The following is a 13,336-nucleotide window of genomic DNA, read 5'->3' on the forward strand; positions in this document are numbered from 1 at the left end:
GCCTGTCGTCATGACAACTTGAAACTCAGCCGCCCAGTTCGGACATGTGCCGGGACAGCGCCAAGGCCTGCCCGTCTTGGCCCACCATGTCATGGCGTTCGGGTTTGCGGGCGATTGTCTGCCGGATCGTGCGCAGGACCTCGGCATCCCCGTCGATCAAAGCGGCGCGCAGGTCGCTGGCCCCTTCGTGCCCCATGCAGGGATAGAGTTTGCCGGTGGCCGACAGGCGCACGCGATTGCACAGGGCGCAGAAGTTGCAGCTCATCGGAGTGATGAAACCCAGCCGCCCACCGGTTTCCTGTACCCGCACGAAACGCGCTGGACCGCCGGTCGACAACGCCAGCGGGTCCAGCGTCCAACGGCGGTCCAGATCGCGGCGCAACTGCCAGAGCGGCAGGAAATTCGCGTCCCGGTCGCGGCCGGTGTCGCCCAGGGGCATTTCTTCAATCAGGGTCAGGTCCATGCCGCGCTCATGGGCAAAGCGGATGAGATCGTCCACTTCCTCTTCGAAGGCGCCCCGGCTGGCCACGGCGTTGAGCTTGATCTTCAGCCCGGCCGCCTGCGCCGCATCCAGCCCCTCCAACACACGGTCCAGGTCGCCCAGCCGGGTGATGTAACGAAACCGTGCCGCATCCAACGTGTCGAGCGAGACATTGACCCGCCGCACCCCGGCGGCAAACAGACCCTCGGCATGGCGCGACAGGAGCGTGCCGTTGGTGGTCAGGCAAAGCTCGTCCAGATCACCGCTGTCCACATGTTGTCCCAGTGCCTCGACCAAGGACATGACACCCTTGCGTACCAGGGGCTCGCCGCCGGTCAGGCGGATCTTGCGTACACCGTGGCGAATGAACAGCCCCGCAATGCGCGCCATCTCTTCCAGCGACAGGATGTCCTTCTTCGGCAGGAAGGTCATGCGTTCCGGCATGCAATAGCGGCAGCGCAGGTCGCAGCGGTCGGTGACGGATAGGCGCAGGTAGGTGACCGGACGGCCGAAGCCGTCGATCAGCGGGGCGGGGGAGGCATCGAAGGGCATGTCGGTCTCCGTCGTAAAAAAACCGGTGGTCAGCCAAGGGACGCAGGGCCAATCACCGGTCTCCGGGAGGAGGGTCGGCCCCCGGTCAGGGGCCGGCACCTTGGGTTCAGTGGGCTGCTGCGTCGGCGGCGTTCTTCATCAGGTAGTCCATGACCAGCTCGCGTTCGCTGTCTTCCAGACCGGCCCGTTCGAACATCGAGGGCACGATGCCTTTCCACTGCTGTTGCGTGTAGTGGGTCACTTCACGCGGGGCGTGGCAGACGGTGCAGCGTTCGAAGAACATCTTCTCGCCGGGCGTCATGTCGGCATAGAGCGCAGAGGTCAGCGCATCCAGCCGCTCCAATCCCAGCTTGTCGTCGTCGATCGCGGCCACGTCCATGTCCTCGATGATGGCGGGCGGGTGGTAGGCCATGTTCGGGCCTTCCGGGTCCTCGCATTTGCGCATCTCGATCAGGGTCGTGTTGGCCGTGGTCGCCTCCGACAGGCCCGAGGCGCGCTGGGTCGAGGTCAGGAAGTTCGCCAGACCCGAGTTGTCACGGCCCTTGCTGTCCAGCTGCGGCCAGCCACCTTCGTAGATCGAGACCACGCCGGGCATGATGTCATCCGACACCACGGCACCCGCAATGACCGTGCCGCGCTTGTTGTAAAGCTCGACCAGATCGCCATCCTCGATGCCGCGCGCGGCGGCGTCTTCAGCGTTGATGCGCACGGGCTCGCGGCCCTGCACCATGTAGAGGTCACGCAGCCGTTCCGAGTTGCCCATCTGGCTGTGCAGGCGGTACCACGGGTGGGGCGACACGACGTGCAGCTGGCCTTCCTTGGCGTTGCCGAGGAACTCGTGTTTCTCCAGCCACATCGGCATGCCGGGGCAATCCTCAACCTCGAAACCGGCAATGGTCTCGCAGAACATCTCGATCTTGCCGGACGAGGTATGCAGCGGGTTGGCTTCCGGGTCTTCGTAGAAGGCGCCGTGACGGGTCCACTTGCGGGCTTCGGCCGGGACCGGCATCCGGGCATAGCCCTTTTCCCAGAACTCTTCGAACGGGATCTCCTTGGCGGCGCCGGAGGCTTCGTAGGCGAGCTTGATGTGATACATCTTGTCTTCGCTGTCGGTGAACTGCGCCCAGAGCCCCAGCTTGTCGGCCAGACCTTCGAAGATCTCGTAATCCGGTTTACTGTCGGCGATGGGTTCGATCACCTTCTTCATCGCGTAGACCCGGTCGTTCGAATAGGTGCCGCCCGAGGTGATATCGTCCTGTTCCAGCGTCGAGGACGCCGGGAACACGATATCGGCCCAACGGGTCGCCGCCGTCCACCAGACGTCGACGCAGACGATGGTTTCGACCTTCTCAAGCGCGCGGATCAGCCGGTTGGTATCCTGCTGGTGCGACATGAAGTTGTTGCCGGCGTTGAAGATCATCTTGATGTCGGGATACTGGTTGGTCTGCCCGTTGTAGAAGAACTCGACCCCCGGGTTTTCCAGCGCTTCGGTGATGCGCGAGGCGGGCACGATCTTCTTGACGAAGTTGCGGCCCTGGCTCATGCCGACCGGGGTGGCGTTGCCGCCCTGGGGCATGCCGCCGTTGCCGTAGTGCCAGCTGAAGCCCACACCCTGGCCCGGCTTGCCGATCTTGCCCAGAAGGGCCTGGAAGTTGACGATCGACCAATAGGCCATTTCACCGTGCTGGGCGCGCTGAATGGCCCAGGACCCCGCGATGGCGGTGTTGGAGGAGGCAATGAGCTCGCAGAACTCCTTGATCTTCGCTTCCTCGATGCCGGTGATTTTCGCGGCCCAGGCAGGCGTCTTCGGCAGCCCGTCGGTCTCGCCCTTCACATAGGCGATCCACTTGTCGGCACCGACGGTGTATTTCGCCATATAGTCCTTGTCGTCCCAACCCATTTCCAGCGCGTGATAGGCCATGGCCAGGAACAGCGCGGTGTCGGTGTTGGGGATGATCGCGGTGCGTTCGGCGCCCAGATATTCGTCGGTCGCGGTGTGCTGCGGGTTGATCGAGATGAACTTCACGCCATTGTCGCGGATTTCCTCCCAATGGGCATACATGCCGTGGTCGGCGACGCGATATTCGATGCGGTTGTTCTTGATGGGGTCACAGCCGACCAGCACGAAGACCTCGGTGTTGTCGCGAATGGTTTCCCAGGCGGATTGGGCCGAGTACACTTCCATGTCACCGATGATATGCGGCATGACGACCTGACCGGCGCCGGCGGACCAGTCGCCCGCGGTGTTGGTGCAGCCACCCATGAGGTTCAGCAGACGACCCTGAAGCACGTTGGGGCGGAACACGCCCGCGTTGGACCAGCCGCCGTAGGACGAGCTGAAGATGGCTTCGTTGCCGTGGTTGGTGGCGGTGTCCAGCAGGGCCTTGGCGGCGAGCGACCAGGCGGTGTCCCAATCGACGCGCACCCATTCTTCCTTGCCGCGCAGCTCCGGTTTGATGTCGCCGGTCTCCCACCCTTCCAGGTAGGATTTGCGCACCATCGGATAGTTCACGCGGGTTTTGTCATAGGTGCGATCCAGGATGCCGTAGGTCAGCATCTCGGTCGGGCGCGCATCCAGCTCCATCATCGCGTTGATGCCGACGATCTTGCCGTCGCGCACCACGGCCTCGAACGGGCCATAGTGGCTGGCGTGGAAGCTGCGGCCCGAGAAGCTGTTCGGGTCGATCGAGGCCAGCGCGGTGGACCCCATCAGGCTGGCGGAACCGAAGAAGGCGGCGCCCCCTTGCAGGAAAGCTCGGCGGGTTGGTGTGGCGAGTGTCATGATGTCCTCCATGGGATCAGAGCGTTTGTCTGACCTCGACCTTATGGACGCGCGATGAACCGGTCTTTCGCCGGGCATGAACGGGCTGTTCGAGTTTGTGAAAGAATGTAAAAATGCGTTCCGAGCCTTTGGCAAAAGGGCTAGGAAAGGATGAAATGAGCCAGCATATCGTCATTGTCGAAGACGATGCCGTGACCCGCCGCCGCCTGGCGGGCGCGCTTCGCAAGCAGCTGTACCGGGTCAGCGAGGCCGAGGATGCCGCCCAGATGGAGGCGATCCTGGCACGCGATCCGGCGGACCTGTTGCTGGTGGATATCAACCTGGATGGCAAGGACGGGCTGACGATCACGCGTGAACAGCGGGCGGCCTCCAACGCGGGGATCATCCTTCTCACCAGCCGCGATGATCAGATCGACCGGATCGTCGGGCTTGAGATGGGGGCGGATGACTATGTCACCAAACCCTTCGACAAGCGCGAACTGTTTGCCCGGGTGAAGAACCTGTTGATGCGTATCGACCAGATCAAGGCTGCGGCTCCCGCACCGGCGGCCGCCGCGCAGGTCGGCGCGTGGACCCTTGACCGGTCACGGCGGCGGCTTGAAGCGTCGGACGGGCAGATTGAGCCGCTGACCCGCGCCGAATACGAACTGCTGGATGCTTTCATGCGTCACCCGGGCGTGATCCTGTCGCGCGACCGGCTGCTGGAAATGACCCAGCACCGCCAGGGCGCGCCCGAGGATCGCACCATCGACGTGTTGGTCGGACGCCTGCGCCGGAAGGTCGAAGCCGACCCGGCGCGGCCGGACTGGATCATTACCGTGCATGGTGAAGGCTACCTGTTCGTCGAAGACGGCAATTGAGCATCAATCCGGTAGGGACAGCCCCAGCGCTGCAGCCGTTGACCTGAGCTGCTCCACCGCTGGAGGGGCTGTCTTACGCAGCGCCTTTGACGTGCCGGACAGGTCAGCCCCCTCGCGTGCCCGTGCCTCGATCCGGGCCAGGGCCTCGCAGAATTCCGCAAGGTGGAAATTCGCTGCCGCCCCTTTCAGGCGATGCGCCAGTTTGCGGGCGGTCTCATGGTCTGCCTGGTCGGCTGCGGCTTCGAGTTCCGGCAGGCTGAGGTCCACCTGGGCCAGGAATTCGGTCAAGATGGCGGCGGTTTCCTCGACGCCCAGATCTTCGATGTCTTCGGCCAGTCCAGCGTGGGTCTTGGGGGCCTCGATGGGGGTATCGCCCTCCAACACTTCGTGCAGCAGGCGGGGTGAGATCGGTTTGGTTAAGACCCTCTCGACCCCCAGGCGTGCCCGTTCCTCCGGGCTGTCTTGCAGGTGGTGGGCGGTCAGGGCCACCAGCCGGGGCAGCGGATCGAGCGCCGCAGCCAGGCGTCGCGCCACCTCGTCCCCGCTCATGTCGGGCAGGTCGATGTCCAGAAGCACGACGTCGAACCGATGCCTCCCGGCCAGCTCCAACGCGTGCGCACCATCCTGGGCCTCTTCGACCCGGCAGCCCAGCCGGTCCAGATAGCCACGTGCAACCATGCGATTGACCGGGTTGTCCTCGACCAGCAGAACGGCCTGACCCAGTTCGGCGCGCACCGCCCGTTCGGACAGCCGGGCCACACGGGCCAGGTCCCCCAAGGGCAACGCAAGCGTGAGCGTGAACCGCGCGCCTTCGCCCGGCGCGCTTTCGACGCTCAGAAGCCCACCCATCACCTCGGTCAGGCGGCGCGAGATCGACAGGCCCAGCCCCATGCCCTGGATATCCGCCCGCCGTCCAGGGTCAGCCCGGCCATAGGCATCGAAAATGTAGTCCATGTCCTTGGCGGCAATGCCGATCCCCGTGTCCTGCACCGAGAAGGACAACACATGTCCGCGGTCGGGGTCGAGCGCGTGGTCGATCTGCAGATTGACCTGCCCGGCATCGGTGTATTTCGTGGCATTGGACAGGAGGTTCACCAGCACCTGGCGAATCTTGGCCACGTCCCCGAACAGGGCGGGCGGCAGGTCCGACGCCGCGCTGATCGAATGGCTCAGCCCCTTGGCTTCGGCGTTCACCGCCAGGTATGTTCCCAGCTGGCCAATCAGGGCGCGCAGGTCGAAATGCACCGGATCATTGGCCAGTTTCGACTGCTCGGTCGAGGCATAATCCAGCAGGTCGTTGGTCAGCCCCAGCAACTGTTCGGCTGAAGCCCGCGCGGTCACCAGGCGAGGCGGTACCTTGTCACTATCGCTTTCCATCAGGCGCAGCATGCCGATGATGCCGTTCAGGGGCGTTCGGATTTCATGGCTCATCATCGCCAGAAATTCCGACTTGGCGCGGTTCGCGGCCTCGGCCTCGGCGCGGGCCGCGTCATGGGCCTTCATCTCGGTCACGATATCGCCCGTGCGCTGGCGTACGGTATCCTCCAGCTGATCACGCAGTTCGCGCGCCCGGGCGGCTCGGGTGCGCAGGATGTGCAGAGCCCGCTCCATCTCGCCGATCTCGTCAGAACCCGAGACGGGAATGTCGCGCCCATAATCTTCGGCGGCCAGTGCTTCGATATGTTCAGCCACGCCGCGCAGCCGCCCCACCACCTGGCGGCGGGCATATTGCCAGGTCACAATGGCGATGCCCGTGGCCAGGATCAGCAACAGCGCAAGCCCCGCGGCCAGTTGGCGCGCCAATGCCTCGGTGCGGGCCTGCGAGGTCACGGCCTGGGTGCTGAGCTGGGTAAGCAGGGCCTGCGAAAATTCGGTCAACGCGCTGACCTCCTGGCGGATGTCGGCCAAGAACGCCTCTGCCTGTGCTTCTGTTTCGATCCGCGCAAGTTGGGTTGCGAAGCTGCCATCTGTGTCGAGCTCGTGGGCCAGGACGTCCAACAGGTCGCTGGCGCGTTCCCGGGTCGAGGCAGAGGCCAGGTAGCTCAACCGCCCGCGTGCAGTGGCGAGCTCGGAGGTCACCCGGTTGGTTTGAGTGGTCAGCAGGTTCGGGCTGCGCAGGGTCTCGATCTGCAACAGCAGGCTGCCGATGCGATCTACCGCGCGGCCGAGTTCAACCTGGCGATCATAGGCAAAGAAGTCGCGGTCGGCCAAGGCGTCCAGCATGGCGCGGCGATCCCGTTCGCCCTGTTCATACATGTCCGAAATGGTCGCGGTGACACGCACCCGGGCGATGTCCAGTTCCGCAGCCAGAAGCGCTTGCAGCTCGTCCATCGTCGCACGGACCCCGTCCAGATCCCGGGCCAGGCGGTCCTGGGCCTCCAGGCGCAGGCGTGTCGCCTCGGTCAGCCGTGCAACCAGCTCGCCCAGCCGGGACAGGGATGGCGGCGCCACCGCGATCCCTTCGAGCGCTCGGAAATCTGCCTCAAGCGCGTCCAGCTGAGATTGCAGCGAGCCGACCAGGGCGCGCAGCTCATCGGCATTGCCGAGCTCGGCAAAGGCCGGGGCGACGGCGGCGACAAAGGCGCTTTCATCGGCAATCTTGCGGGCAGTTGCGGCCGCTGGCAGGTTGTTCTGTATCAAGGCGCGCTGCTGTGCGGACAGGTATCTGTTCGACCCGAGTGCCACCAGGCTGACAAGGATCGACAGGCCCACGATGAAACTGAAGACCCGCAATAGCTGTTGGTCGAACCGCGTATGTCGCATGGGGCGAGCCTATGCGCTGGCCCTGGCGGCTGCAATCGGCCTCTGCGTCGCGCCGCAGGGGGGGAGCGCCGAAGCGGTCGCCCGGCAAGGGGCCATCTGCATCGTGGTGCCGCATTTCAAGGACGAGTACTGGCTCAGCGTCGGGTTCGGCCTGCGCGAGGAAGCGCGGGCGGCCGGGGTTGCGCTCATGATCCACGAAAGCGGCGGGTATCACGCGCTGGATCGCCAGGTTGCTCTGTTGGAAACCTGCCGCTCGGCCGGGGCCGGGGCAGTGTTGCTGGGCGCGGTGTCGGCGGATGATCCGGTGTTGCTGGATGCCGTATCGCGCACCGCCGCGGACATGCCGGTGCTGGCCCTGGTCAACGAGCTGCGCGCGCCGAACCTTGCGGGGGCCATTGGGGTCGACTGGCGTGACATGGGGCGGGCGGTTGGCGACTTTCTGGCGGGCAGGCACCCTGCAGGAAGTGCGCCGGTCACCGTCGGCTTCGTGACCGGGCCCAAGGACAGCGGTTGGTCACCCCTGTTGGAGGGTGGGCTGCGCGCAGGGTTGGATGGATCGGCCGTCGAGATCGCCATCACTCGACATGCGGACAGCGGGTTGCGCGAGCAGCTGCGCGAGGTTGAACATGTGCTCAGCCACGCGCCGACTATCGACTACCTGGTCGGCACCGCCCCGGCGATCGAAGGCGCCATGGGGCTGGCTGCCCGGTATGACGGGGCGTTCCCTCGGTTGATCGCGACCTATGTCAGCCACTCGGTTCGGCGCGGTCTGCGTAACGGCCAGGTCGCGGCTGTGCCCTTTGACGACCCGGTGGCGCAAGGTCGCCTTGGGGTGCGCATGGCGCTGCAGGCGATGCAGGGGCATCACAACGAGGGCATGCACGGCCCGGCGATCCGCCTGTTGAGCGCCGAAGGTGCACGGACCGGCCCGATCACGCTGTCACCCGCGGATCTGCAGTTGGATATCGAGTAGCCGCACCTCAGCCGACGCCAGCCACACCCCCGGCAAACGCCTGCAATAGCACATGCTGGTGGCGTTTCGACGTGCTCTCATTGGCAAGACACGCAAGGGCCTTTGCCCGCAGAAGCCGCGACAAGGTCAGCGCCAGTGCCAGGGTTTCGGTGGCCTCGGCATTGAGCAGCGGGGACAGCAATGCTTCGGCGGCCTCGGTGTCACCGCTGTCATCCAGGTCGGTAGCCAAACGGGTCAAGGCCGCTGCACGCACCCGCGCATCCGGATCGCCCAGGGCGGCACCCAAATCTTCGGGGTTGTCCATCACGGCCACCACATGGGCCCGGACCTGGGCATCGGTATCGTCTAGGTGCTGGGCCAGGGCCGGATGCAATTCCAGATGCCCCACGGCGAGGCGAGCACAGAGCCCGCGGACACGGTCCAGTCGGTCCATCAGCCCAGTGCGCAGGCGTCGAAGGTCCGCGTCATTGGCCAAGCCAGCTTCCATTCGCGCCACCAACGCCTGGTAGGCGGCAGCGCGCAGGTTGTCCTGGCCGGTCTCGGTCATGGTGCGGATGGCCGCGCCGATGCGCGGGTCGGGCAGGGCGCCGATCAGCCCCAGGCAGACCCGCGTCAGGTCTTCGCCGATCTCGGCTGGTCCTTCGACGCTGCGCCGACGTTTGGTTTTCTTGCCCTTGTTGCCCTTGCTGTCGTCGGGGCCGGTGGCATCCTTGCCCGCCTCGGCGACTTCGGGCTTGGCGAGCCGGTTGATTTGGATCGCTTCGAGGGTCGAGGTGGGCGCGGAGGGCGCCTTGTCGCTCGTAGCGGCGATTTGCCCGTCTTCGTCGATGCGCAAGCGCGGTACATCTTCGCCCTCGGGCAGGGCAAGCGGCGCGGTGGCGGGTTCGGGTGTGATCAGCGTGTTCGTTGCCGCCGCTTCCAAGGCGTCCACGGCGACGTCATCGCCCGTCTTGGCCCGTTCAACCAGGCAGGTCAGAGCGACCATGCGTACTTGCTGGGCCGGGTTGGTCAGCAGATCCACCAGCCGCTCGTTCGCGCCGTCATCCTGCAGCGCGTCCAGTGCCTCCACCGCGGCGACGCGTGCGTCCAGCGGGCGGTTGCCATTGCGCAAGAGCATCTCCAATGGTTCCGGCGTGGCGTTATCGATCAGGCGCACCCAGTTGCGCGCCACGGCGGCGGCGAGGGCGCTGTTGTCTGTGAGCAGCCAGGCCTGCATGTTGGCCGAAAGCGCCTCGGCCAGCTCGGGGACGAGAGGCGTTTGCAACTCGTCCAGAGCCGCAGCTTGAACCATGGGGTCGGGGTCGGACAGGGCCGACACCGCCAGGTCCGGGCGGGCAGGTGCCGCATGGGCCAGCGCTTCGGCGCGCAGGGCGGGGTCGGCGTCCTTCAGGGCCAGGTAGCCCGCGCGGTCGTCGTCAGGCGCCAGCAGAGGCAGGGCCAGGCGGCGCACTTCTGCGCTGTCGTCACCCAGCAGGAAATCCAGATGTGGCAGCAGGGCTTCGGCGTCGAGCTTGCCCATCGCCTCCAACGCACGTTTGCGCGGCAACCCACCTTCGGTCTGCGCCATGGCCAGCAGCCAGACCATGCCTGCCTCGCCCATGCCGGACAGGGCTTCGCAGACGGGCAGGTCCAGGTTCTGGCCATATTCGTCATCGCGGGCGGCCAGGATGTCTTCGATGGCGTCCACGGCGCCCAGACGGCCCAAGGCGTGGATCGCTGCGGTCTGGATTTCGAGCCATTCGTCCCAGAGGCCGATCTCATCCTCCCAGGCGACCTCGTCCTCGCAACGGCTGAGCGCCAGCTTGCGCAGAAGCGGGATGGAGGCAGTGTCGCCGAGGTCCGCCAACATGTTGATGGCGGCCAGTTTGACCTCTCGCACCGGGTCGCCCACCAGGTTCTCGCGGATGCGGTCCGCATCCTCGGGCTGGGCAAACAGCGGCAGGGCATCCATGGCGTCGGAGCGCACGTCGGGGTCTTCGTCCAGAAGGGCCTCGATCAGGGCAAGACGCACGCGCTCGTCGCCGGGCGCCTGCGCGGCCAGGGCACGCACCGCGTCAGTGCGGATCACGTCATTGCCGATCTGAAGGTGATGCAGAAGGGTCGGGACGGGATCGAAATCGTCACTCACCTGGGTCGCGCGTTTCAGCATCTGGGGCCTCCTGAGGGTCATCTGGGCGGGAATTCTTGAAAAGGGGGACGATGCCCGGGGTTGCCCCCGGACACCGATCTGTCATCAGGCGATGTCGCGCCGTGCGAAGGACATCGAGCGCATTTCCGTCTTGTACGGGCTCTCGCCGATCTTGCGCACGTTGCCGACGCCCATCTTGTAGTTGTAGTTGCCGCTGATCCAGTCGACCACGCGGCCCGCAAGGGCGTTGGCGGGCTGGGACGTGTGCAGGAAGTCCATGTAGCCCATGTTGTGCTTGACCGCCGGGGTGACGATGGCGACGGCGGTGATCGAGGCTTTGGTCAGCTCGATATGGCCGTTCTTCATCAGGCTGGCGAAGTCGAAGTCATCGCCTTCCACCCCTACGATCGTGTCCTTCTGCACCGGGATCCGGTCGGAATAGACCTGCACGTAGTCGCCGCTTTCGATGCCGTGTTTGGCGGCGAAATCGGGATGGATCTCGATCCAGTTTTCCGGCCAGCGCTGCACGATATACGGACGGCGACGGTCGTCGTATCCGGACTGCCAGCGTTCGTTGATGCGGCCCGAGGTGATCCAGATCTCGTCATCTTCCTCGCGCGGTTTCAGCCATTCCCAGTAGGAGCTGAACAGCGACCACGGCGCTTTCTGGATGTTGCACTTGCCGGTCTGCGAGTTGAAGTGGGTCAGTTTCTTGTTGAACATGTTCCCACCTGCGGGGCCGGTTTCCGGCAGTTTCCGCGTCGTATCATGCAGACGTTTGGTGCCTTCGAGCGTGCCGTCGTCCAGCATCAGGACCGGGCCCTGGATGCCGTTGGTGCCGAACTCGCCCATCTTCTCGTGCAGGGTCTTGCCTTCACGGCGCGCCGCCACCAGGACCATGTTGAAGTCCTTGCGCGAGCCGCGCGAGTGACGCGCCCCTTCCTCCAGAACATCGTTCGAGTCCTGCCAGTCGAAGCCTTCGAACCCCATGCGCTGCGACAACTGGGCGATGATCCACCAATCCGGCTTCGCTTCGCCCGGCGCGTCGTAGAACTTCGGGTACAGGCGCAGACGGCGTTCGCCGTTGGCGCGCGTGAAGGTATCCTCGCCCCAGCCTGCGGCCGGGAAGACGATATCGGCATAACGGGCGCCGATGGGATCAACCAGATAGATATCCTGATCCCAGACCACCGTGCCGCCACTGTCGGCGCGGGCCTTCAGGGTCTCGATGATCTCCTGCTTGTCGAAGGACATGACCTGGTGCGGGTTGCGCACGGTCTGTTCCTCGAACTTGGCCTGCAGCGACTGCGACCCGCACATGGCCTGCACCCAGGTGTTGCCGATCACATGGGCCAGACGGGTGTGACCCGCCATGAAGTAGCGGTCGCAATCCATGGCGCGGCGACGGCGGCCGGGCAGTTTCTCGGGCGACTTATTGCGGGGATAGCCACCGCCACGCAGACCGCCACGCTGGTGCCCACCGGCGCGACCGATCACCTGACCCGGACGCCCACCGGCGCCGACGGTGATACCCAGCGAGGAAATCGCCTGGGTGTTGCCGGTGTTGTTGGACCAGTAGAAGCCCTTTTCGATCATGATCGAGGTCTTGGGCCGTGAGCCGTCTTCGCGCGGTTTCGCCATCCACTCGGCGGCGGTATAGATCTTCTGCACGTCGATATCGGCGATTTCCGCGGCCTTTTCGGGCACGGCATAGTCCTGCTCCATCAGCCACTTGACCCAGTCGTCATAGCCGCCGGTCTGGAACTTGCCCCAGGTCGTGCGCCACTGCCACGGGGTGTTGCGGGTGCCCTGGCCGAAGCCCGAGGAGCTTTCCCACTTGTTGTTCACCCACTTCTCGATCCACTCCTTGTCCTGCCAGCCGTTCTCGACGATCACGCGGGCGATCGCCAGCACGACCGGAAGGTCGGTGCCCGGCTGGATGTCCAGGACCATGCCGCCGTTGGCCTCGGCAAAGGCCGTGCCGGTGGAGCGGCGCGGCAGCATGAAGATCGCCTTCTGCCCGCTTTCGATGGCCGGTTTGATCCAGTCGGTGAACAGGATCGTCTTGGTCTCATAGGGGTCGGTGCCGCACATCAGCAGGGTATCGGCGCTGGCCCAGTCTTCATAGCTGGGGCCGAAGTTGTCGAAACCCGCGTCCCGGAAACCCGGGGTCGATGTCACGTCGGACGGCGTGTCGTGGAAGGTGAAGTTCGCGGTGCGGATATTGCCCAGTGCGTATTTGGTGATCGCGTAGGTGTTCTCCATGTAACCATAGGAGAACGTCTTGACCGCATAGGAGTTGGTGCCGTGCTTTTCGAGCACGTATTTGCCAACCTCGGATGCGATCTCCAGCGCGAAGTCCCAGGTCACCGGCATCAGCACACCGAACATGCGCACCATGGGCTGGGTCAGCCGGTCACGCGTCGGGGTCTGCGGGTTATAGACCTTCTGCGCAATCGCGCCGCCGCGGATCGAGCTGTCACCCAACAGGTTCACGAATTCCGCGTCCTTGTCGGGGATGATCACCACGTGGTGCGGTTCGCCCTTGTGCAGCACGATATTGTGCTGGTTCGGTGCGATCCACGGACCCAGCGGCGCGACCGGGAAGTCCTCGCCAAAGGCGTTCTGGTCAGCGGCGGGGCCACCCACCTTGCCGCCCTTCACGGGCCAGCGGTAGACCTTGTAGCCACAGGCCACGATGCAATAGTCGCAGGCGGTCGAGATGACATCGGCATCCGGCGGCGGCAGCGGTACGCTTTCTTCGGGGATGTAATATGGTGTGGACATCAGTGTTCCT

The 13,336-nt window shown here is 65.0% G+C and carries 7 protein-coding genes; 2 read left to right on the top strand and 5 right to left on the bottom strand.

Features of this window, described 5'->3' with window-relative positions; all coding sequences use genetic code 11:
* Positions 1-25: 25 nt before the first annotated feature.
* Entirely contained in the window at positions 26-1,033 is a 1,008-nt protein-coding gene (moaA, locus tag ACO07D_RS11610) for a GTP 3',8-cyclase MoaA (protein WP_421703105.1), read from the bottom strand.
* 106 nt (positions 1,034-1,139) lie between these two features.
* The gene (locus ACO07D_RS11615) at positions 1,140-3,815 is read right to left on the bottom strand and encodes a molybdopterin-dependent oxidoreductase (RefSeq protein WP_421703106.1); all 2,676 of its coding nucleotides are present in this window, start codon (positions 3,813-3,815) and stop codon (positions 1,140-1,142) included.
* A gap of 155 nt (positions 3,816-3,970) precedes the next feature.
* On the opposite strand from ACO07D_RS11615, the gene torR reads away from it, so the two are divergent.
* Positions 3,971-4,675 (top strand): two-component system response regulator TorR, encoded by a 705-nt coding sequence (torR, locus tag ACO07D_RS11620; protein ID WP_421703107.1) that lies wholly within the window; start codon positions 3,971-3,973, stop codon positions 4,673-4,675.
* A 3-nt stretch (positions 4,676-4,678) separates the two neighbouring features.
* Here torR and ACO07D_RS11625 read toward each other — a convergent pair whose 3' ends face one another.
* Positions 4,679-7,438 (bottom strand): ATP-binding protein, encoded by a 2,760-nt coding sequence (locus ACO07D_RS11625; protein ID WP_421703108.1) that lies wholly within the window; start codon positions 7,436-7,438, stop codon positions 4,679-4,681.
* Here ACO07D_RS11625 and torT point away from each other — a divergent pair.
* Entirely contained in the window at positions 7,437-8,411 is a 975-nt protein-coding gene (gene torT / locus ACO07D_RS11630) for a TMAO reductase system periplasmic protein TorT (protein ID WP_421703109.1), read from the top strand. The two genes, ACO07D_RS11625 and torT, sit on opposite strands and share 2 nt — an antisense overlap.
* A 7-nt stretch (positions 8,412-8,418) precedes the next feature.
* Here torT and ACO07D_RS11635 read toward each other — a convergent pair whose 3' ends face one another.
* Entirely contained in the window at positions 8,419-10,560 is a 2,142-nt protein-coding gene (locus ACO07D_RS11635) for a HEAT repeat domain-containing protein (protein ID WP_421703110.1), read from the bottom strand.
* An 84-nt stretch (positions 10,561-10,644) separates the two neighbouring features.
* A complete protein-coding gene (locus ACO07D_RS11640) occupies positions 10,645-13,326 on the bottom strand; it encodes an arsenate reductase (azurin) large subunit (RefSeq protein WP_421703111.1) in 2,682 nt (893 codons plus the stop codon).
* Between the last annotated feature and the right edge of the window lie 10 nt (positions 13,327-13,336).

The sequence above is a fragment of the Aliiroseovarius sp. genome, assembly GCF_965228805.1.
Taxonomy (GTDB): Bacteria; Pseudomonadota; Alphaproteobacteria; order Rhodobacterales; family Rhodobacteraceae; genus JASBTN01.

Excerpts from the sequence above, each read along its gene's own strand:
- moaA (WP_421703105.1), bottom strand. The coding sequence starts at position 1,033 with ATGCCCTTCGATGCCTCCCCCGCCCCGCTGATCGACGGCTTCGGCCGT.
- ACO07D_RS11615 (WP_421703106.1), bottom strand. The coding sequence starts at position 3,815 with ATGACACTCGCCACACCAACCCGCCGAGCTTTCCTGCAAGGGGGCGCC.
- torR (WP_421703107.1), top strand. The coding sequence starts at position 3,971 with ATGAGCCAGCATATCGTCATTGTCGAAGACGATGCCGTGACCCGCCGC.
- torT (WP_421703109.1), top strand. The coding sequence starts at position 7,437 with ATGGGGCGAGCCTATGCGCTGGCCCTGGCGGCTGCAATCGGCCTCTGC.
- ACO07D_RS11625 (WP_421703108.1), bottom strand. The coding sequence starts at position 7,438 with ATGCGACATACGCGGTTCGACCAACAGCTATTGCGGGTCTTCAGTTTC.
- ACO07D_RS11635 (WP_421703110.1), bottom strand. The coding sequence starts at position 10,560 with ATGCTGAAACGCGCGACCCAGGTGAGTGACGATTTCGATCCCGTCCCG.
- ACO07D_RS11640 (WP_421703111.1), bottom strand. The coding sequence starts at position 13,326 with ATGTCCACACCATATTACATCCCCGAAGAAAGCGTACCGCTGCCGCCG.